The sequence below is a fragment of the Paraburkholderia jirisanensis genome (genome assembly GCF_054782355.1).
In genome coordinates this window covers 517,492-536,571 of record NZ_BAAGSQ010000033.1, presented here as the reverse complement: position 1 = coordinate 536,571, position 19,080 = coordinate 517,492, and the positions used below count along the sequence as shown (strand labels likewise).

Here is a 19,080-nt window from a genome sequence, read left to right as displayed (position 1 = left end):
CGGCGCCATCACGTCTGAAACGGCACACTCAGCAGCGCCAGCGCAATCAGCACGGCGAGCCACAAAATCTCGGTGCGCTCGACCAGAATCAACGCCGCCGTCACGTGCGACGCTTTCGCCGGCTGACCCGCGCCGAGCGTCGGACGCCGCTCGACGCTGCCGTGGTACACCGCCGGCCCGCCGATCAGCACGTTCAAACTGCCCGCGCCCGCCGCCATGACCGGCCCGGCATTCGGGCTATCCCAGCGCGGCGCCTGCTCGCGCCAGCAGCGCCATGCGGTGCGTGTATCGCCGAGCAGCGCGTAGCTGGCCGCAGTGAGCCGCGCGGGCACCCAGTTCAGCACATCGTCGATGCGCGCCGCCGCCCAGCCGAAGCGCAGATAGCGCGGCGTGCGGTAACCCCACATCGCATCGAGCGTATTCGCAAGGCGAAACGCCAGCGCACCCGGCCCGCCGAAAATCGCAAACCAGAACAGCGCGCCGAAAATCGCGTCGTTGCCGTTTTCCAGCGCCGATTCGACCGCCGCACGCGACAGCGCGGCTTCGTCCGCGTCGGCGGTTTCACGCGACACGATGCGCGAGGTCAACTCGCGCGCCTGCGCGAGGTCGCGCTGCGCGAGCGCTTTTGCGATTGGCTCGATATGCTCGCGCAGGCTGCGCGAGCCGAGCGCGAACCACAGCAGCGCGACGTGCACCACGCACGCCAGCGTGAGCGGCAGCAGAGAAACCAGCAGCCACGCCAGCAGAACCGGCGGTGCGACGGCCAGCAGCCACGCGAGCAGCCCCAGCGGCCGGCCGCGGCGGCCGATGTTGTAGCGCGCTTCGAGCCGCAGCGCGGCGCGCCCGAACGCTTCGAGCGGATGATGGCGGCGCGGCTCGCCGAACCAGCGGTCGACGATCATGCCGGCGGTCGCACACGCGGCGATCAGGGGTAGCGTCAGCATCGTCAGCGGCTCGCGGTTTTGAGCGCGAGCGGCAGGCCCGCGACCGTCATCGTCACGTTGGCGGCGCGCGCGGCAAAGCGCTGGTTCAGACGGCCGAGTTCGTCGACGTAGAGGCGCGTGACCGCGCCGAGCGGCACCACGCCAAGGCCGATCTCGTTGCTGACGACGATTACCTTGCCTGTTGATGCAGCAAGCGCGGCGTCGAACGCATCGACGTGCGCGGCGAAATCGGCGCGCGGCGGGCCGCCATCGGGCGGACACAGCAGATTGGCGAGCCACAGCGTCAGGCAGTCGATCAGTACGCACTGGTCGGGCGCGTCGGCTGCGCCTAGCGCGCCGGCCAGATCGAGTGGCGCTTCGACCAGCCGCCAGTGCGCCGGCCGCCGCGCACGATGCAACTCGACGCGCTCCGCGAATTCGGCATCCGCCACGCGTGCGGTGGCGATGTAGGTGACCGGGCGCGCGCTGTCGCTGGCGAGCCGTTCGGCGTACGCGCTCTTGCCGGAGCGGGCGCCGCCGAGGATCAGGGTGACGTCGGGAGAAATCATCGCGTGATTGTACCGGCGCGATGGGATAATGCGGCCTTCGGTTTATGTTGCGTGGGTTTGCGCGGGTTGCGTGGGTTTGCGCGGGTTGCGTGGGTTTGCGTTGACTTGCGTCGATCGCGTTGCGTGCATCGCCCGTCGTTCATCGTTGGTCGCTTTCCGCTTTCCGCTTGCCGTCGTACGTTGCCGTCGTTCGCCTGTCGTCATCCGATTCCTGTCATCACTACGCGCCGCGTCGCCGCGGTGCCTCGCGCTTCGTGACCAAACCGAATCCGCTTCGCCCCCATCCCGATGCTTTCCCCGTGCCGCGCGGCACGCTGATGATCCAGGGCACCACGTCCGATGCCGGCAAGAGCACGCTGGTCGCGGGGCTGTGCCGGCTGGCCCGGCGCGCCGGCGCGCGCGTCGCGCCGTTCAAGCCGCAGAACATGGCGTTGAACAGCGCGGTCACCGTCGACGGCGGCGAGATCGGCCGCGCCCAGGCACTGCAGGCGCTGGCCGCCGGCATCGCCGCCCACACCGACCTGAACCCGGTGCTGCTCAAGCCCACCAGCGACCGCGGCGCGCAGGTGATCATCCACGGCAAGGCGCGCATGAATCTCGATGCACGCGCTTATCACGAGTACAAGCCGGTGGCGTTCGAGGCGGTGCTCGAGTCGTACCGGCGCCTGCAAGCTCAGTACGACACGGTGTTCGTCGAAGGCGCCGGCAGTCCGGCCGAGGTAAATCTGCGTGAGCGCGATATCGCGAACATGGGGTTTGCCGAGGCGGTCGATTGCCCGGTCGTGCTGGTGGCGGACATCGACCGCGGCGGCGTATTCGCGCATCTGACCGGCACGCTTGCGTGCCTGTCGGCCAGCGAGCAGGCGCGTGTGTGCGGCTTCATCATCAATCGCTTTCGCGGCGATATCGGCTTGCTGAAGCCGGGGCTCGACTGGCTCGAGGCGCGCACCGGCAAGCCGGTGCTGGGCGTGGTGCCGTATCTGCACGGCTTGACGCTCGACGCGGAGGACATGCTGCCGCGCGAGCTGCGCGCCGGGGCTGACAGCGGCGCGGCACAGCACACGCTGCGGGTGGTCGTGCCGGCGCTGCCGCACATCAGCAATCACACCGATTTCGACGCGCTGCGGGCGCACCCGCAGGTCGATTTCCACTATGTGCGCGCTGGGGCGACGCCGCCGGCCGCCGATCTGATCATCCTGCCGGGTTCGAAGAACGTGCAGGGCGACCTCGCTTTCCTGCGCGCGCAGGGCTGGGACCTCGCGCTGCAACGGCACCTGCGCTACGCCGGACGCGTGCTGGGCGTATGCGGCGGCATGCAGATGCTCGGGCGGGAAGTGGCGGACCCGCATGGCGTCGAGGGTGCGCCGGGCTCGGTGGCGGGGCTCGGCTGGCTCGACTTTGCGACCACGCTGACGCGCGACAAGACGCTGAAGAACGTCACCGGGCACCTGACGCTGCCGGACGCGCCCACGGTGGCGGGTTACGAGATTCACATGGGCGAGACCGAAGGGCCCGCGCTGGCGTCGCCGGCGCTGCAGCTGTCGGAGCCCGGTGGCGGCCTGCGTCCGGACGGCGCGCGCTCGGCGGACGGCCAGATTCTCGCGACCTACGTGCATGGCCTGTTCGACACGCCGGCCGCGTGTGCGGCGTTGCTCGCCTGGGCTGGACTTGCCGGCGCGTCACCGCTCGATTACCCGGCGCTGCGCGAAGCGTCGCTCGAGCGGCTTGCCGACACGCTTGCGGAACACGTTGATCTGACGCGCCTGTTTGGCGCGATCGGCTGACCGCGGTGCGCCGCCCGATAGTCTTCTGATTCGTTCTTATTGGGAAATAATCAAAGCCTGTGGCGCGGTTTTTCCGCTCCATGGGTTCGAATAAAGTCGGTTCCATCGACGGCGCGTGTCGGAAGGCGCTTGGCGCCTCGCGTGTGCGTCGTCTCTCCCAATCGAAAAGGAACCGTCATGAACCAGCCATATCCCGATCTCGCCGCGCTATTTCTGCGTGTGTCGCTAGGCGTGCTGTATCTCGCCCACGCGCTGACGAAGATTTTCGTGTTCACGCTGCCGGGCACTGCCCAGTACTTCGTGTCGATCGGTTTCCCGGGCTGGCTCGGCTATCTGACCGCCTTTGTCGAACTGTTCGGCGGCATCGCGTTGCTGCTCGGCATCCAGGTGCGCTGGGCCGCGCTGGTGCTGCTGCCGTTCATGCTGGGCGCGCTGTCGGTGCATCTGCCGAACGGCTGGGGCTTCGCTTCGCCGAAGGGCGGTTGGGAGTTTCCGGCGTTCTGGGCTGCCACGCTCGTCGTGCAGGCGTTGCTCGGTAACGGTCTGCTGGCCGTGAGCCGGGCGCGTGCGCCGCTGGCATTGCGGCGTGCGAACGAAGCGATCTGACGGGAAGTGGCCGCGGCCGGGGATTCCCGGTCGCGGCATCGCGCCCGCGTCGTTACTGCGGGGGCGCACAGCGGGGCCTCACAGCTGGGCCTCACAGCTGGGCCTCACACTCAATACAAAACCATCTGCGTACACCGGAACAGCGCAATGGTCTTCCCATCCGGCGCGAACACCGTCGCGTCCCACACCTGCGTGCTGCGTCCGAGATGCGCGCCGCTTGCCACCGCCCGCAGCGTCCCCTCGGTCGCGGTACCGAGAAAATTGCTCTTCAGTTCGATCGTCGTGAAGCTCTTGGCCGTGTCCGGCAGATGCGCGAGGCACGCATAGCCGCATGCGGTGTCGGCCAGTGCGACTACGGTGGCTGCGTGCAGAAAGCCGTTCGGCGCCAGCAAGTCGGGCCGCACCTTCAGTTCCGCCGTCAGCTTGCCCTGTTCCAGCGTCAGCGCACGGAAGCCGAGCAGATCCGGCAGCGTGCCGGGCTGCAGTTTTACCAGCGATTCAAGCGGACGGTCGGTGCGCAGTTTGCTCATCGTATGGCTCCTGGAATTGGAAGAGTTGAAGGTTCGCCCCGCATAAGGGCTTTCGACGCAACTGCGTTTGCCGATATTATCAACGCCGTGACCGGACAGCCTGCCTCAGCGGCAGCGGCGCCGGTTCCTGCAGGCCCGAGCGGGCGGGCACGGCAAACCGGCTGGCGCAGCCAGCCTTCTTCCCGGGAGAATTCATGACGGTAATCGTGGTGGCGAATCCTAAGGGCGGCGTGGGCAAGAGCACGCTCTCCACCAATCTGGCCGGTTATTTTGCGGCCCAAGGCGAATGGGTCGCGCTCGCCGACCTCGACAAGCAGCAGTCGGCGCACGCGTGGCTCGAGCTACGCCCGGGCGGGCTGCCGGCGATCGAGACCTGGGAGGTCGATCCGGAGGCGCCGGCCAAGCCGCCCAAGGGCCTCGAGCGGGCCGTGATCGACACGCCCGCCGGCCTGCACGGCAACCGGATGAACGTCGCGCTCAGCCTTGCCGACAAGGTAATCGTGCCGCTGCAGCCGTCCATTTTCGATATTCTGGCGACCCAGGAATTTCTTGAACGGCTCGCGAAAGAAAAGGCCGTCAGGAAAGGCTCGATCGAGATCGGCGTGGTGGGGATGCGCGTAGATGCGCGTACCAAGTCGGCCGACCAGCTGCATCGTTTCGTCGAAGGCTTGAAGCTGCCGGTGCTCGGGTTTTTGCGCGATACGCAGAACTACGTGCAGCTCGCGGCGCACGGGCTGACGCTATGGGACGTCGCAAAGAGCCGTGTCGAGAAGGATCTGGACCAGTGGGAGCCGATTCTGAAGTGGACGAACGGCAAGGCTTGAAGGTTAGGCTTGAAGCCTGAGGCCCAGGCCTGAAAATACTTGCGGGCCGCGGGTTTTCCCGCGGCCCGTCTGTTTCCGGCTACGCCGCGCTCAGCTCCAGCTTTGCGTCGGCACGTGATCGCGGCTGCCCTTGATGCGGTTCTGCTCGTCGACGAACACCAGATCCGGCTTCCAGCCCGCCTGCAGTTCTGCTTCGTCGATCATCGCGAAGGCCGCGATGATCACCAGGTCGCCCAGCTGCGCGCGCCGCGCGGCCGAGCCGTTCAGCGAAATCATGCCGCTGCCGCGCTCGCCCTTGATCGCATAGGTCGAAAAACGCTCGCCGTTGTTGATGTTCCAGATGTCGATCCGCTCGTTCTCGACGATATTCGCTGCTTCAAGCAGATTCTCGTCGATGGCGCACGAGCCTTCGTAATGCAGCTCGCAGTGCGTGACCGCGGCGCGATGGATCTTCGATTTGAGCATGTGGCGTTGCATGGCGATTCCCTTGCTTTCCTTGTTTCTGTGAAGCACGCGGGCCGGACCCGCGCCGCGCGTCAGATTTCCAGATTGTCGATCAGGCGCGTCGCGCCGAGCTTCGCGGCCGCCAGCACGACCAGCGGCGTGGTGGTGTCACCAGGGGTAGGCGGCAGCAGGTTCACGCGCTTGCGCACCGCGATGTAGTCCGGCTGCCAGCCGCGCGCGGCCAGCGACGCGACCGCCGCGCGTTCGAGCTTCGCGAAATCGTGGTCGCCGGCCAGCACCGCTTCGCGCACGCGTTGCAGCGTGGCGGCCAGCAGCGGCGCTTCGGCGCGCTGCGCCGGCTGCAGATAGCGGTTGCGCGAGCTGAGCGCAAGACCGTCGGCATCGCGCACGGTTTCGGCTGCGATGATGTCGGTCGGCAGCGCGAACTGTTCGCACATTGCGCGCACGATCATCAGCTGCTGGTAGTCCTTCTTGCCGAATACCGCGACGCGCGGCTGCACGCACGACATCAGCTTCATCACCACCGTGCACACGCCGGTGAAAAAGCCGGGGCGGAACTCGCCTTCGAGGATGTCGCCCAGATCGTGCGGCGGGTGCACGCCGTATTCCTGCGGCTGCGGGTACATGTCGCGCTCGGTCGGCGCGAACAGTACGTAGACGTTTTCTTTCTGCAGCTTGTCGATGTCCGCTTCGAGTGTGCGCGGATATTTGTCGAAGTCTTCGTTCGGGCCGAACTGCAGCCGGTTCACGAAGATGCTGGCGACCACCGGGTCGCCGTGCTGGCGCGCAAGACGCATCAGCGACAGGTGGCCTTCGTGCAGGTTGCCCATGGTCGGCACGAACGCGGTGCGGTTCTGGCCGCGCAACTGGTCGCGCAATTCCTGGATCGAACTGATGACTTTCATGATCGGGTGTGTGTCCTCGTGCGGGTGCATCCCGCAGGGCGGTGAACGATGGCGGGCGGTGCGCTGGTTCGTCTCGGGTGCTCGCGCATCGTGTGCGCAAACGAGGTGCCGGTCATGCCTGTGCCGTTATGCGGTTTGCAAGGCGCGCTGATCGTGCGCGCGGCCGGCCCCGGAAACGCCGGATTGTAGTGGATTTGGCCGCGCCGCGCACCCGCTCGAGGCGGGTTGTCCAGTGCAGGGTTGCGCGCGTCGTGGCTTCACGTCAGGCGGGCAGATACGCGAGCCGCACGTAGATCGGCGCAAACGGCTCGGCCTGCGTGATCTCGAGCAGCGATTCGCGCGACAGCTCGAGCATCGCGATGAAGTTGACTACCACCACCGGCACGCCGCGCGACGTGTCGAACAGCTCGGAGAACTCCATGAAGCGCGTGTTCTGCAGCTTGCGCAGGATCGCGCTCATGTGTTCGCGCACCGACAGTTCCTCGCGCGAAATCTTGTGATGCTGGACCAGCTTCGCGCGCTTGATCACGTCGGCCCACGCGGCGCGCAGGTCGTCGGTGTTCACGTCCGGAAAGCGCGGTGTAATGCTCTGCTCGATAAAGACTTCGGCACGCAGGAAGTCGCGGCCAAGCTGCGGCAGATGATCGAGGCGCTGCGCGGCGAGCTTCATCTGCTCGTATTCGAGCAGGCGCCGCACCAGTTCGGCACGCGGGTCTTCGGCTTCTTCGCCGGTGTCGGCCTTCTTGACCGGCAGCAGCATGCGCGACTTGATCTCGATCAGCATCGCCGCCATCAGCAGATACTCGGCCGCGAGCTCGAGGTTGGTCTTGCGCAACTGCTCGACGTAGCCCAGATACTGGGCCGTGACGTCGGCCATCGGAATGTCGAGGACGTTGAAGTTCTGCTTGCGGATCAGGTACAGCAGCAGGTCGAGCGGGCCTTCGAAGGTTTCGAGGAACACTTCGAGCGCATCCGGCGGGATGTACAGATCTTGCGGCAGCTTGAACAGCGGCTCGCCGTACAGACGCGCGAACGCGACGCCATCCACCACATCGGGCGTCGAATCGGTCTTGGGAGCGGCGAGCGCGGCGTCGGCCGGGGACTTGCCGGCGCGGGCCTCGTCGGCGGACGGCACGTTAGAAGTTCTGGTAATAGACGTACGACGTTTGCTGGACGCGCGACGATTGCTGTTGTGCGCGTTCGTCGAGATCGATCGGCTGCTTGTCCCACAGCAGCGAGCGGCCGCTGCGCTGTTCGGCTTCGAGTTGCGGCTTTTGTGCTTTCAGCTGATTCAGGAATTGCGTGATGTCCGACTGGTACATGGCTAGACGTCCGTGAGAGAAGAGGCGGCGCGCGCGGGGCGCGGCTCGGTCGGACGTAATTTTAGCGCAAGCGGGCGGCCGCGAAGAGAAACTCTGTCGAGGCGTGCCTGTGGGGCGCGGCGGCGGATATGGCGGCGGATATGGCGGCGCGCCCGGCGAGCCGCGTGTGGGCCTGGCACTGGCGTGCCGGCGCTTGCGGCACCGGTCCGGCGGCAAGCCTGCCGCGGGTCACCGCGATAGCGCACGCTCCGGAACAACGACGCGCCTGCCGCGTCCAAGCGGCGCCGGCTTCGGGCCGCATTGCGTCGCATCGGGAGCCGCCGGTTTGGCTGCGGCCATTTATTCGGGATGCGCCGGCATGCCGATGTGGTCAAATAACAGCCTTCGGTCCCGCCGTGGACTGGCCGTTCGTCATAATCCAGTTCCGTTTATCAACAAAAATCGCCGGAGGTCGTGTTTGGCGGGATGGTCAATCGAACCGTGGCAAGCGCGGCTAGCGCAACGAGCGCAACGAACGTGGCAAAGGCTACGAACGTGGCGAACGGGGCGAACGTGGCACCAAGCCGCCGCACCGCGCCGCGCATGCCGGGCTGCGTCCGGCATCCGTGTGTCGTGTGCGTCGCCGCGCGCTTCGGTTGTCTGCGTGATGGTCGTCCTGTTGTTCGTCGCGCTGTTCGGCGCGCCGCTCGCGCAGGCGGCGAAGAAGCGCGCCAACTACGACGTCGATATCGAGGCGACCCCGCGAACGCTGCGCAAGCTGCTCGAAGATCACCTCGACCTGTCGCGCTTCGCCAAACGCGACGACATCAGCAGCGAGCAGTTCGACTTCCTCGTCACCGCGACGCCGCAGCAGGTGCGCGACCTCGCTGCGACGCAAGGCTATTTTTCGCCGGTGGTGCGCACCGACGTGCGTACCGACAGCGAGGGCCGCAAGCAGGTGGCAGTGCAGGTCGACTCCGGCCCGCAGACGAAGATCGCGTCGATCGCACTGACATTCCGCGGGCCGGTCAGCACCGAAGACCCGGCCCAGGAAAACGCCACGCGCTTTGCCTTCTCGCTGCACGACGGCGACCCGTTCACGCAATCGGGCTGGGACGACGCGAAGAACGCGTCGCTGCGGGCGCTGCAGGCGCGCCGCTATCTGGGCGCGAAGATCTACCACTCGGAGGCGCGCATCGATCCGCGCACGCACGAGGCAACCCTTTCGGTCACCTACGACAGCGGCCCGACCTTCACGCTCGGCAAGCTCGATGTATCGGGCACGCGGCGCTACCCGGCGAGCATCATCGGCAACGTCAACCCGATCTACGAAGGCGAAATCTACGACGTCGAGCGTGTCACCGAGCTGCAGCGTCAGTTGCAGAACACGCCGTACTACGCAAGCGTCGCGATCGACGTCGACAACGATCCGGCCAAACCCAACGACACGCCCGTGCACGTGAAGGTCAGCGAGTATCCGTATAACAGCGTGCGCGGCGGCGTCGGCTATTCGACCGACACCGCCGCGCACGTGCAGGGCTCTTATACGTATCTGGACACGTTCGGCGCCGCCTATCCGTTCACGGTGAGCGGCCGGCTCGACCAGATCCAGCAGTACGGGCAGGTCCAGTTGTCGATGCGGCCCGGCAAGTACGGCTGGACCAACAGCGTGCTCGCGTCCTACACCACCACCGACGTGTCCGACACGCGCATCTACAGCCTGCGCACCGGCGTGCAACGCGCGAGCACTTCGCAATTCATCGACCGGACGTGGTCGGTGCTGTTCTACCAGGACCGCCTCGACCAGAACACCGCCGAGCCGACCACCAGCCGCGCGCTGGTGCCCGGATGGTCGTGGACGCGCCGCAATACCGACGACCCCCTGTTTCCGCGCTCCGGCAACCTGATTCACGTCGAGGCGGGCTTCGCGGTGAAGGGCGTGCTGACCGATCAGACCTTCGTGCGCGGCTATGCGCGCGGCCAGCAGTATTTTCCGGTCGGGCAGCGCGACCTCGTGGTGTTGCGGGCGGAACTGGGCGGTGTGTTTACCAGCGGCCCGTCGAGCGGCATACCGGCCTCGCTGCTGTTTCGCGCGGGGGGCTCGAACTCGGTGCGCGGCTACGGGTTTCAGAGCCTCGGCAACAATGTCGGCGGCTCGGTGTTGCCGACCAAGTATCTGGTGACGGCGAGTACCGAATATCAGCGCTGGTTTAGCCACGACTGGGGCGCGGCGGTGTTCTTCGACGTCGGCACGGCAACCGATACCTGGGGCGACAAGGAGTTCTTCCCCGGCGTCGGTTTCGGGGCGCGCTGGCGCAGCCCGGTCGGGCCGGTGAACCTCGATCTTGCATATGGGATTCGCAATCGCAGCGTGCGTCCGTATCTGACGCTCGGGATTGCGTTCTGAGTGGCGACTTTCAACTTTTCACTTTCTAACTTGCATCTGAGCACGCACACCGCATGACCACGGACCGTCACGACCCGCCTTCCGAAGTGCGCCACGGCGATGTTCCGCCCGGCGCGCCGGACGGCCCGGACAGCGCCGCGCCGCCACCGCCGCCGCCCCGCAAGCGGCACCGGTGGTGGCGCGCGCTCGCGTGGGCGATCTTCGCGCCGATGCTGCTGGTCGCGCTGACGGCGAGCGCGCTGTATGGCGTGGTGGTGACCGAGCGCGGCACCGCGTATGCGTGGCAGGCGGCGGTGAAGATGCTCGGCGGGCGGCTGGCCGGCAAGCTGGAAGGCGGCACGCTCGCGAACGGCGTGAAGCTTGCCGACGTGCACTGGCGCAGCCTCGACGGCAGCGGCACCGAGATTCGCGTCGATCATGTGGCGGCCAGGTGGGCGCTGTCCGACCGGCCGTGGAAGTTCGTGGTCGACTATCTGCGCGTCGGCACGATCGACGCGCGGATCGCGCCTTCTACGTCCTCTTCTGAACCGCTGCAACTGCCGACGGATCTGCAACTGCCGCTGGCGCTCGAGGTGCGCGATTTGCGGGTGGACAAGCTGTTGCTACATGAGGGCACGAGTACCAGCGAGTATTCGCACTTCATGTTTCATGGGCGCAGCGATGGGCGGCATCACGAGGCATCGGTCGAGCGGCTCGATACGCCGTTCGGCGCAGTCAATGCGACGGCCCGACTCGACGGCGTGCGGCCGTTTCCGCTGACCGGCGAGGCGGCCTATTCGGGCAAGGTCAACGACGAGGCCGTGCAGGTTAGCGGGCACGTGTCGGGCACGCTCGAGACGATGGTTGCCGAACTGGATGCGAGCGGCATGAAGCTCGACGGCCATGCGCGCGTCGAAGCGACGCCGTTTGCCGATGTGCCGTTGCAGCGTGCGATGCTGAGCTTCGATCACGTGAATCCGCAGGCTTTTGCGCCGGGTGCGCCAGCGGCGGACCTGGCGCTGCGGGCGGATTTGCGGCCGGCGGGGGAGGCGCCTTCGGCAGCGGAACTGGGTGACATGGCGGGGAGCGCGGCTGCGGCGAGCGGTGCGCAGGCGGCGTCTGCGGCGAAGCCGGCAAGTGGGCCCAAGGTGAAGTCGCGCCGAGCGGCGAGTGCGGCGAAGGCTGCCAGTGCGGCAAGTTCGGGGGCTGTGCCCGGACCGTCCGCCGGCGCGGCATCAGGCGCATCCGGCGCCACACCGGCGAACCCCGCCGCGCGTCCGCGCGGCTTCGCCGTTACCGGTTCGGTATCGATCGTCAACGCCACACCTGGCTCGATCGACCAGCACCTGCTGCCGCTGATCGACGCGCATGCCGACGTGCTGCTCGACGCGCAGGCGCAGCGCATCTCCAATCTCGCGGTGCGCCTCCTCAAGGACGCGAGCGTGACCGGCGACGGCATGTTGGCCGGCAAGCGCGGCCGCTTCGATCTGAAGGTCGCGAAGCTCGATCTGAACGCACTCGAGCCGAGCGTGCGGCCGACCCAGTTCGCCGGCCCGATCGCGATCCGTCTGAACGACGACATCCGCACCGTGACGCTCGATCTCGCCGATCCGCAGGCGGCGTTGCGTGTGCAGGGCAAGGTCACGCTGGACCCGGCGCGCACCAGTTTCAACGATGTGCGGCTCACGTCGGGCAAGGGCCGCATCGATCTGGCCGGCGCGCTGAAGAACGACGCGAATTCGACGTACAACCTGAAGGCGACGCTGACCGATTTCGATCCGCTGTCGCTGACTGCGCTGATGATGCCGGCGAAAACGCCGCCGGCCGGCGGCTCGCGGGCGGGCGGGGCGGGGCGTGCCGGTAACGCGGTGAGTGGCGGCAGCGCGGGCGGCAGCAACGCGAAGCGCGGTAGTTCGACTCGCACGACGGCGAATGGCGGTGCCGGTGGTGCGAACGGCGCGAACGGGGAGGGCGGCGCGGCTGCCCGTGCGGACGCTAGCGGCAGCGACGCGAATGGCCGTGCGGCGAACCTTGCTGCGGCGAGCGGAGCTGCATCGAACGACGCCGCATCGGGCAACAACGCATCAACCGGCAAAGCATCGAAGCGCAACGCGGCGAGCGAGGCCGCTGCAACGCCGACTCACGCCGACAGCACCACCACCGCCAGGGCCGCACCCACGACCGCCCGCACCGGCAAAACCGCTGCGTCTCACCCGGCGACACGCGCCGCGCCCGCCCCAGCCCGCCACATCGAAGCCCGCGTCAACGGCACGATCACCGCGGCCGGCGTGCTGGCGCCCACCTTCACCACCAAAGCCGAATTCAAGCTCGGCGAAAGCGTCTACGACAACCTGCCGATGACCGGCGAGGGCACCATCCAGCTGGCCGGCTCGCGAATTCTGCCGAGCCGCGCGAGCCTGTCGGTGGCCGGTAACCAGGTCGATCTGCAAGGCAGCTTCGGCGGCCGCGGCGACCGCCTGCGCTTTCACATCGACGCGCCCGAGCTCGAGCGGCTCGGCTTTGGCCTTGCCGGCCTCGTCGCGGCGGACGGCGACGTGACCGGCACCTTCGCGCATCCGGACGTGACGCTCGACTACAAGGCCGATAACGTCGTGTTCGCCAGCAACCGCCTCGGCCATGCGGAAGGGCACGCGGAGCTGCGCGACGGCGCAAACGGCGCGCTGGTCTTCACCACCGACGCGCGCAACCTGACCACCGCCGGCGTCGAACTGTCGAAGCTGACCGCGCGCCTGAACGGCACGCGCGCGAACCACACGCTCGAAGCGGCCGCCACCGGCACGCTGCATGCGCAGCCGCTCGACCTGACGCTCGCCGCGAACGGCCACCTGACCGATGCACGCGACGGCACTCACTGGGACGGCACGGTCACGCGCCTGCAAAACCGCGGCACACCGGCAATGACGATGGAGTCACCGCTCGCCGTCAGCGCCAGCCCCGATCGCGTGACGCTCGGCGCCACGCGCATCACGCTCGAAGGCGCGGTGCTCGAACTGAAGTCGTTTGCGCTCGATCACGGGCGCATCCGCTCGGCCGGCAACCTGACCGGCGTGTCGATCGCGCGTCTGCAGGAGTTGCGGCAGCAGCTGACCGGCGCGCCGCCGGCGCTGAAGACCGACCTCGTATTCGATGGCGACTGGGATTTCGCGCTCGGCGACACGTCGAGTGGCCACATTCAGCTGAAGCGCCGCGGCGGCGATATAACCGTCGAGGTCGGGCGCGGTTTCTCGTCGCTCGGCGTGACCGACATCGCGGCGCGCGCCGACTTCGCGCCCGGCAACCGCGTGAACGCTACCGTGCACGCCGCGGCGAGCCGCCTCGGCGTGTTCGATGCCGACGCGCACACCGCCCTCGCGATGCGCGACGGCACGCTGACCATCGACGACGACGCGCCGCTCACCGGCAACATCGACGCGAACGTGCCGTCGCTGAAAACCACCGGCGGCCTGTTCGGGCCGACCTATCTGCTCGACGGCCATCTCGCGCTGAAGCTCGCGCTCGGCGGCACGGTGGCCAAGCCGAACCTGTCGGGTTCGCTGATCGGCGATGGGCTGTCGGTGACGGCGGTCGACCTCGGCGTGCAGCTGAAGGACGGCGTGGTGCGCATCGGCCTGTCCGAAAACCTCGTCGACTTCCAGCAGGTCGAATTCCACGGCGGCTCCGGCACGCTGCGCGCGACCGGACGCGTGCGCCTCGATAACGACGAGCCCGACCTGGCCGCCAGCATCGTGGCCGACCATCTCGAACTGTTCGCGTCGCCCGACCGGCAGTTGACGCTGTCGGGCAGCGCGAGCGTCGCGAATGCGGGTGTCGAGGGCGGCATGGCGATCAACGGCAAGTTCAACATCGAGCACGCGCTGTTCGACATGCCCGAGCAGGCCGCGCCTAGCCTCGGCGACGACGTCGTGATCGTGCGCGCGGACGGCTCGGCGTCGGGCGGCAAGCCGCCGCCGGTCGGCAACTCGAACCAGCCGGTGGGCCGCTTCGCGCCGCGCGCGAGCATCGACATCGATTTGGGCAACGACTTCCGCTTCCGCGGCCAGGGTGCCGACGTCGGTTTGCGCGGCACGATCACCGCGCTGTCGGCGCCGAATTCGCCGCTGCGCGCGGTGGGTAACGTGCGCGTGAGCGAAGGGTCGACCTATACCGCGTTCGGCCGCAAGCTGAGCATCGAGAACGGCTTCTTTACGTTCAACGGGCCGGTGGCGAATCCGGGCATCAATATCCTGGCGATGCGCCGCAACCAGGAGGTGGAGGCGGGCGTGCAGGTGACCGGCACGATCCAGGCGCCGGTCGCCAAGCTGGTGTCGGAGCCGACTGTGCCGGACAACGAAAAATTGTCGTGGCTGCTGTTCGGGCACGGCACCGATCAGGGCAACAACCTGGGCCAGCAAAGCACGATGACGACCGCGCTGGCGCTGCTGGGCAGCGCAAGCGGCAAGCGCATCGCACAGTCGATCGGGCTCGACGAGTTCTCGGTGGGACGCAGCGAGGTCGGTTTGACCGATCCGCAGGTGGTGATGGTATCGAAGGCGATCAACGAGCGGCTCGTGCTCGGTTACGAGCAGGGGCTGCAATCGGCCAGCAATGCGTTCAAGGCGACGCTGAACCTGTCGCGGTACTGGTCGGTGGCGGCGTATGGCGGCACGTTCCAGGGGCTGGATCTGCTTTATACGCGACGGTTTGACCGGTTGCGGTGGTGACGGACGCTCCAAAATGAAAAAGCACGCGTTCAGCGTACTTTTCCCTTGTCGCGATTCGTAAGGCCGGCGCATCGCGCCGGCCTTATCCGTTGCCGCGTTACTTCACCCGCATGCCCGGCTTCGCGCCGCTATCCGGTTCGAGCACGTAGATGCCCGGTTCGGCCTTCTCGTCGGCTGCCGATGCCGCCAGCACCATCCCTTCGGACAGCCCGAACTTCATCTTGCGCGGCGCGAGATTCGCGACCATCACCGTCAGCTTGCCGACCAGCTGCTCCGGCTGATACGCGGACTTGATGCCGGAGAACACGTTGCGAGTCTTCTCCTCGCCGACGTCGAGCGTCAACTGCAGCAGCTTGTCCGAACCCTCGACCGCCTTGCAATCGACAATCTTCGCGATGCGCAGGTCGATCTTCGCGAAATCGTCGATCGAGATGGTGGAGGAGTCGGCATCCTGGCCGGCTTCCTTGCCTGTTGCTTTGGCCTTTGCCGTGCCGTTTGCAGCAGCGGCGGCGGCTGCCTTGCCCTTTGTGCCGTTTGTGCCGTTCGCCGCCGCTGCATCGCCAGCCGCCGCACCGTCAACCGTCGGCTGCAACGACTCGCGATTCGCCGCCAGCAGCGCTGCGACCTGCTTCGGGTCGACCCGCGTCATCAGATGCTTGTACGCATTGATCGGCCGGTCCGACGACAGCGGCCGCCCGGCGTCCGCCCATACCAGCGGCTCGACCCCGAGGAACGCCTCGACCGCTTCTGCGAGCTGCGGCAGCACCGGCTTCAGTGCGATCGACAGCAGCCGGAACGCCTCGACGCTGACACTGCAGGTCTCGTGCAGCGCGACCGCATTGGCCGGGTCCTTGGCCTGATCCCACGGTTTCGCCGCATCGACATACGCGTTGACCGCATCGGCCAGCTCCATCGTCTGGCGCAGCGCGCGGCCGTAGTCGCGTGCCTCGTAGTGCCCGGCGATCTGCGGCAGCGCCGCGCGCAGCGTGCCGAGCAGCGGATGATGCAGCGCGCTGTCCTGCACGCGGCCGTCGAAACGCTTGATCAGGAAGCCCGCCGTGCGGCTCGCGATGTTCACGTACTTGCCGACCAGATCGCTGTTCACGCGCGCCTGGAAATCGTCGAGGCTCAGGTCGATATCTTCCATCGTGCCGTTCAGCTTGGCGGCGAAGTAGTAACGCAGCCACTCCGGGTTCATGCCCGTTTCGATATAGCTGTTCGCGGTGATGAAGGTGCCGCGCGACTTCGACATTTTCGAGCCGTCCACCGTCAGGAAGCCGTGCGCGAACACGTTGGTCGGCGTGCGGTGGCCCGAAAACTCGAGCATCGCCGGCCAGAACAGCGTGTGGAAATACAGGATGTCCTTGCCGATGAAGTGGTACTGCTCGGCGCTCGAGCCCTTGCGGACCCACGCGTCGAAATCGATGCCGCGCAGGTCGCACAGGTTCTTGAAGCTCGCGTAGTAACCGACCGGCGCGTCCAGCCACACGTAGAAGTACTTGCCGGGCGCATCCGGAATCTCGAAGCCGAAGTACGGCGCATCGCGCGAGATATCCCAGTCGGCCAGCTTCGCTTCACCGCTCGCGCCAAGCCACTCGCGCATCTTGTTGGTCGCCTCCGGCTGCGCCAGACCGCCGACCCAGCCGCGCAGGAAGTCCTCGCAGCGCGGATCGGACAAGCGGAAGAAGTAGTGCGTCGAGGTCTTGCGCACCGGCGTCGCACCCGACACCACCGAATACGGATTGATCAGATCGGTCGGCGCATAGGTCGAGCCGCACACCTCGCAGCTGTCGCCGTACTGGTCTTTCGAATGGCACTTCGGACACTCGCCCTTGATGAAGCGGTCCGGCAGGAACATTTCCTTGACCGGGTCGTAGGCCTGCTCGATATCGCGCGCCTCGATCAGCCCGGCTTCGCGCAGCGCCACGTAGATCGACTCGGACAGCACGCGGTTCTCTTCCGAATCGGTCGTGTAGTAGTGGTCGAACGAGATGCCGAAGTTGTCGAAGTCGCGCTTGTGCTCTTTCCACACGCGCTCGATCAGCTGCTTCGGCGTAATCCCTTCCTGCTCCGCCTTCAGCATGATCGGCGTGCCATGCGTGTCGTCGGCGCCGACGTAGTAGATCTCGTGCCCGTGCATGCGATGCGCGCGCACCCAGACGTCCGTCTGGATGTATTCGACCAGGTGGCCGATATGGATCTGGCCGTTCGCATAAGGCAGCGCGGACGTGACGAGAATCTGGCGGCGGCCCGGCGTGGCGCCGGCGGCGTTGAGGTCGGTAGCGGGTGCTGACATAAGGGATTCTTCTGGCTTGCGGGAGGCGGGCCGCCGCAGCGCATGCGTGGCGCTGCAACGCAGACCCCGCGAGCTGCGACAGCGGTGGTGCGCCGCCTGCAGCCGGGTCTATGAACAAGGTTCCGTCGCAAACGAAACCGGCTTGAATGCTTGAGTCTGCCGATTTTACCAGCGTGTCTCCGAATGGAGGGCTGCGCGTCTGTCCGGATCGGACAGTGCGCGGCTGCAACGTGCGCCACCCCGCGTTATTCCGTCGCACGCGCCGCTGTGACGGTGGCTTGGTTGGGCAGCGCACAGAGCGGCCGCGGTGCGCGACCTTACCTTGCTTACGCAGCAATACGCAAACCGCACCAACCTCAATCGCAAACCGCATCAGCGCGCGCCAGGCGCCGCGTGCGTCGCATCGAACGAATATCAAGGAGTGGACCATGCAGGCCAACGATGCGCTCAGTCACGAGCTGCTGGAATCCGTCGACATGTCGGATGTGGAAACCCTTTACGCGGCGATGAACCAGACCGGTTTCGGCGTCCTGTACAACGTGGTGCCGGAGTCGGTGCTCGGGCCGATGCGCGAGTACATCGGCGTCGAGCTGGAAAAGCACGATAACCAGTACTTCGGGTTGGGCGGCCAGGAGTGGATCGGCGAAAGCCCGCTGGCCTCGATTTTCCGCGCGCGCGGTTTCCGGATGGTGATGAGCGGTCTGTACCAGCGCGGCATGGATGGCGGCGAGCCGCCGAGCCAGCGGGTGCTGCCGGTATTGCGCGTGCTGTCCGGCACGCACGGGCTGCGCCACGCAAACCGCTTCCACTACGATTCGTACGTGGTGACGGCACTGGTGCCGATCCTGATTCCGAACCGTCCGAATGAGCCGCGCGGCAACCTCGTGATGTACCCGAACATGCGCAACGTGCGCGGGCCGGCGCTCGTCAATATTCTGGAGAAGGCGGTCGTGGAAAGCTCGGTGGCCTGCCGGCTGTGGCGCTCGCCCACCGTGCAGCGCTGGCTGGGCGGCAAGGCCGTGCCGCTCGAGCCCGGCAATATCTACTTCTTCTGGGGTATGCGCTCGCTGCACGCGAACGAGGCATGCCTGCCGACCAGCGTGCGCAGCACCGCGCTGTTCCACTTCGGCGATCCGCACGAGAACAGCATGCTCAAGCGGCTGAGCCAGGCGCGGGCGCGCGCCAGCTTGCGGCGGTTGGCGAAATAGGTTCGGCTGGTTTGGTCGGTTGATTGGCAGATCGATCGGTCGTTCGATCTGTTGGTGGCCAGTTCGGAGCTCGGGTCTGGCCCGATGCGCGCGGCGGCATGTGCCCGCCGCGCTTTTCTGATGCCTTGCGGGTAGCGGCAGTGGCGGCAGCGTTTCGCTGCGTGCGCTGTGTTGTTTGGGTACCTGAGCGGGTGCCCGAGTTTGCACCCGATCGCGGGCAACTTTTCGTCGTCCCACTATGCGAGCGCGTGTCGCGCGAGGCCGCCGCGGCGCTCGCGTCGGCGCGACCCAAAAGCCTTATCTGGCGGGCGCTAGCGGGCAAGCGATGGAAACTCTACGGGCAAAAAAAACCGGGGCTAATAGGGCCCCGGAGCAACAACGACAAGAGGAGAATGGTGACGCGGCGGACGAACCGCACACGTACCGTATATAAAGACCGCGCCCGTACGGAAGAGTTCGGCAAGAGTTCGAAAATTTTTCGTTCGCCTTGGACGAACCCTTCAGCATATTTCCGAACTTTCACGCAAAGGCTAACGGGCAGTGCCTCGCGAGCCGTCAGTCG

Annotated in this window: 14 protein-coding genes; 6 read left to right on the top strand and 8 right to left on the bottom strand. The window is 66.8% G+C overall.

The genetic code is table 11. The features are described from left to right. Nucleotides 1-8 precede the first annotated feature (8 nt). A complete protein-coding gene (gene cbiB, locus ACYVNQ_RS34345) occupies nt 9-944 on the bottom strand; it encodes an adenosylcobinamide-phosphate synthase CbiB (protein WP_460909533.1) in 936 nt (311 codons plus the stop codon). Nucleotides 945-946: 2 nt separating this feature from the next. Beyond that, on the bottom strand, nt 947-1,492 hold the full coding sequence (gene cobU / locus ACYVNQ_RS34340; RefSeq protein WP_460909531.1) for a bifunctional adenosylcobinamide kinase/adenosylcobinamide-phosphate guanylyltransferase: 546 nt from the start codon (nt 1,490-1,492) through the stop codon (nt 947-949). A gap of 317 nt (nt 1,493-1,809) precedes the next feature. Here cobU and ACYVNQ_RS34335 point away from each other — a divergent pair, with 317 nt between their 5' ends. Both ACYVNQ_RS34335 and ACYVNQ_RS34330 read left to right on the top strand, forming a co-directional pair. Continuing rightward, the gene (locus tag ACYVNQ_RS34335; RefSeq protein ID WP_460911209.1) at nt 1,810-3,276 is read left to right on the top strand and encodes a cobyric acid synthase; all 1,467 of its coding nucleotides are present in this window, start codon (nt 1,810-1,812) and stop codon (nt 3,274-3,276) included. A 177-nt stretch (nt 3,277-3,453) separates the two neighbouring features. Further along, nucleotides 3,454-3,882 (top strand): DoxX family protein, encoded by a 429-nt coding sequence (locus ACYVNQ_RS34330; RefSeq protein WP_460909529.1) that lies wholly within the window; start codon nt 3,454-3,456, stop codon nt 3,880-3,882. Nucleotides 3,883-3,992: 110 nt separating this feature from the next. On the opposite strand, the gene ACYVNQ_RS34325 is transcribed toward ACYVNQ_RS34330, so the two are convergent. Continuing rightward, nucleotides 3,993-4,412, bottom strand: a complete 420-nt coding sequence (locus ACYVNQ_RS34325) for a PaaI family thioesterase (protein WP_460909527.1) — start codon at nt 4,410-4,412, stop codon at nt 3,993-3,995. A 194-nt stretch (nt 4,413-4,606) separates the two neighbouring features. Here ACYVNQ_RS34325 and ACYVNQ_RS34320 point away from each other — a divergent pair, with 194 nt between their 5' ends. Beyond that, entirely contained in the window at nt 4,607-5,236 is a 630-nt protein-coding gene (locus ACYVNQ_RS34320; protein WP_460909525.1) for a ParA family protein, read from the top strand. A 90-nt stretch (nt 5,237-5,326) separates the two neighbouring features. On the opposite strand, the gene panD is transcribed toward ACYVNQ_RS34320, so the two are convergent. From panD to ACYVNQ_RS34300, 4 genes are all read right to left on the bottom strand, one after another. Continuing rightward, a complete protein-coding gene (gene panD / locus ACYVNQ_RS34315) occupies nt 5,327-5,713 on the bottom strand; it encodes an aspartate 1-decarboxylase (RefSeq protein ID WP_460909523.1) in 387 nt (128 codons plus the stop codon). 59 nt (nt 5,714-5,772) lie between these two features. Further along, nucleotides 5,773-6,606 (bottom strand): pantoate--beta-alanine ligase, encoded by an 834-nt coding sequence (panC, locus tag ACYVNQ_RS34310; RefSeq protein ID WP_460909521.1) that lies wholly within the window; start codon nt 6,604-6,606, stop codon nt 5,773-5,775. 262 nt (nt 6,607-6,868) lie between these two features. Then, nucleotides 6,869-7,741 carry a segregation and condensation protein A gene (locus ACYVNQ_RS34305; RefSeq protein ID WP_460909519.1) on the bottom strand — a complete coding sequence of 291 codons (873 nt, stop codon included), beginning with the start codon at nt 7,739-7,741 and terminating at the stop codon, nt 6,869-6,871. A gap of 1 nt (nt 7,742) precedes the next feature. After that, entirely contained in the window at nt 7,743-7,928 is a 186-nt protein-coding gene (locus ACYVNQ_RS34300) for a DUF3460 family protein (RefSeq protein ID WP_460909516.1), read from the bottom strand. 646 nt (nt 7,929-8,574) lie between these two features. Between ACYVNQ_RS34300 and ACYVNQ_RS34295 the strand changes: the two genes are divergently transcribed. After that, complete coding sequence (locus tag ACYVNQ_RS34295) at nt 8,575-10,314, top strand: autotransporter assembly complex protein TamA (protein ID WP_460911207.1); 1,740 nt, start codon at nt 8,575-8,577, stop codon at nt 10,312-10,314. 53 nt (nt 10,315-10,367) lie between these two features. Further along, the gene (locus ACYVNQ_RS34290; protein WP_460909514.1) at nt 10,368-15,014 is read left to right on the top strand and encodes a translocation/assembly module TamB domain-containing protein; all 4,647 of its coding nucleotides are present in this window, start codon (nt 10,368-10,370) and stop codon (nt 15,012-15,014) included. A gap of 97 nt (nt 15,015-15,111) precedes the next feature. Here the strand turns inward: ACYVNQ_RS34290 and metG are convergent, their stop codons facing one another. Then, nucleotides 15,112-17,310 carry a methionine--tRNA ligase gene (gene metG, locus ACYVNQ_RS34285; RefSeq protein WP_460909512.1) on the bottom strand — a complete coding sequence of 733 codons (2,199 nt, stop codon included), beginning with the start codon at nt 17,308-17,310 and terminating at the stop codon, nt 15,112-15,114. Nucleotides 17,311-17,738: 428 nt separating this feature from the next. Here metG and ACYVNQ_RS34280 point away from each other — a divergent pair, with 428 nt between their 5' ends. Further along, nucleotides 17,739-18,518 (top strand): hypothetical protein, encoded by a 780-nt coding sequence (locus tag ACYVNQ_RS34280; protein ID WP_460909510.1) that lies wholly within the window; start codon nt 17,739-17,741, stop codon nt 18,516-18,518. Nucleotides 18,519-19,080 lie beyond the last annotated feature (562 nt).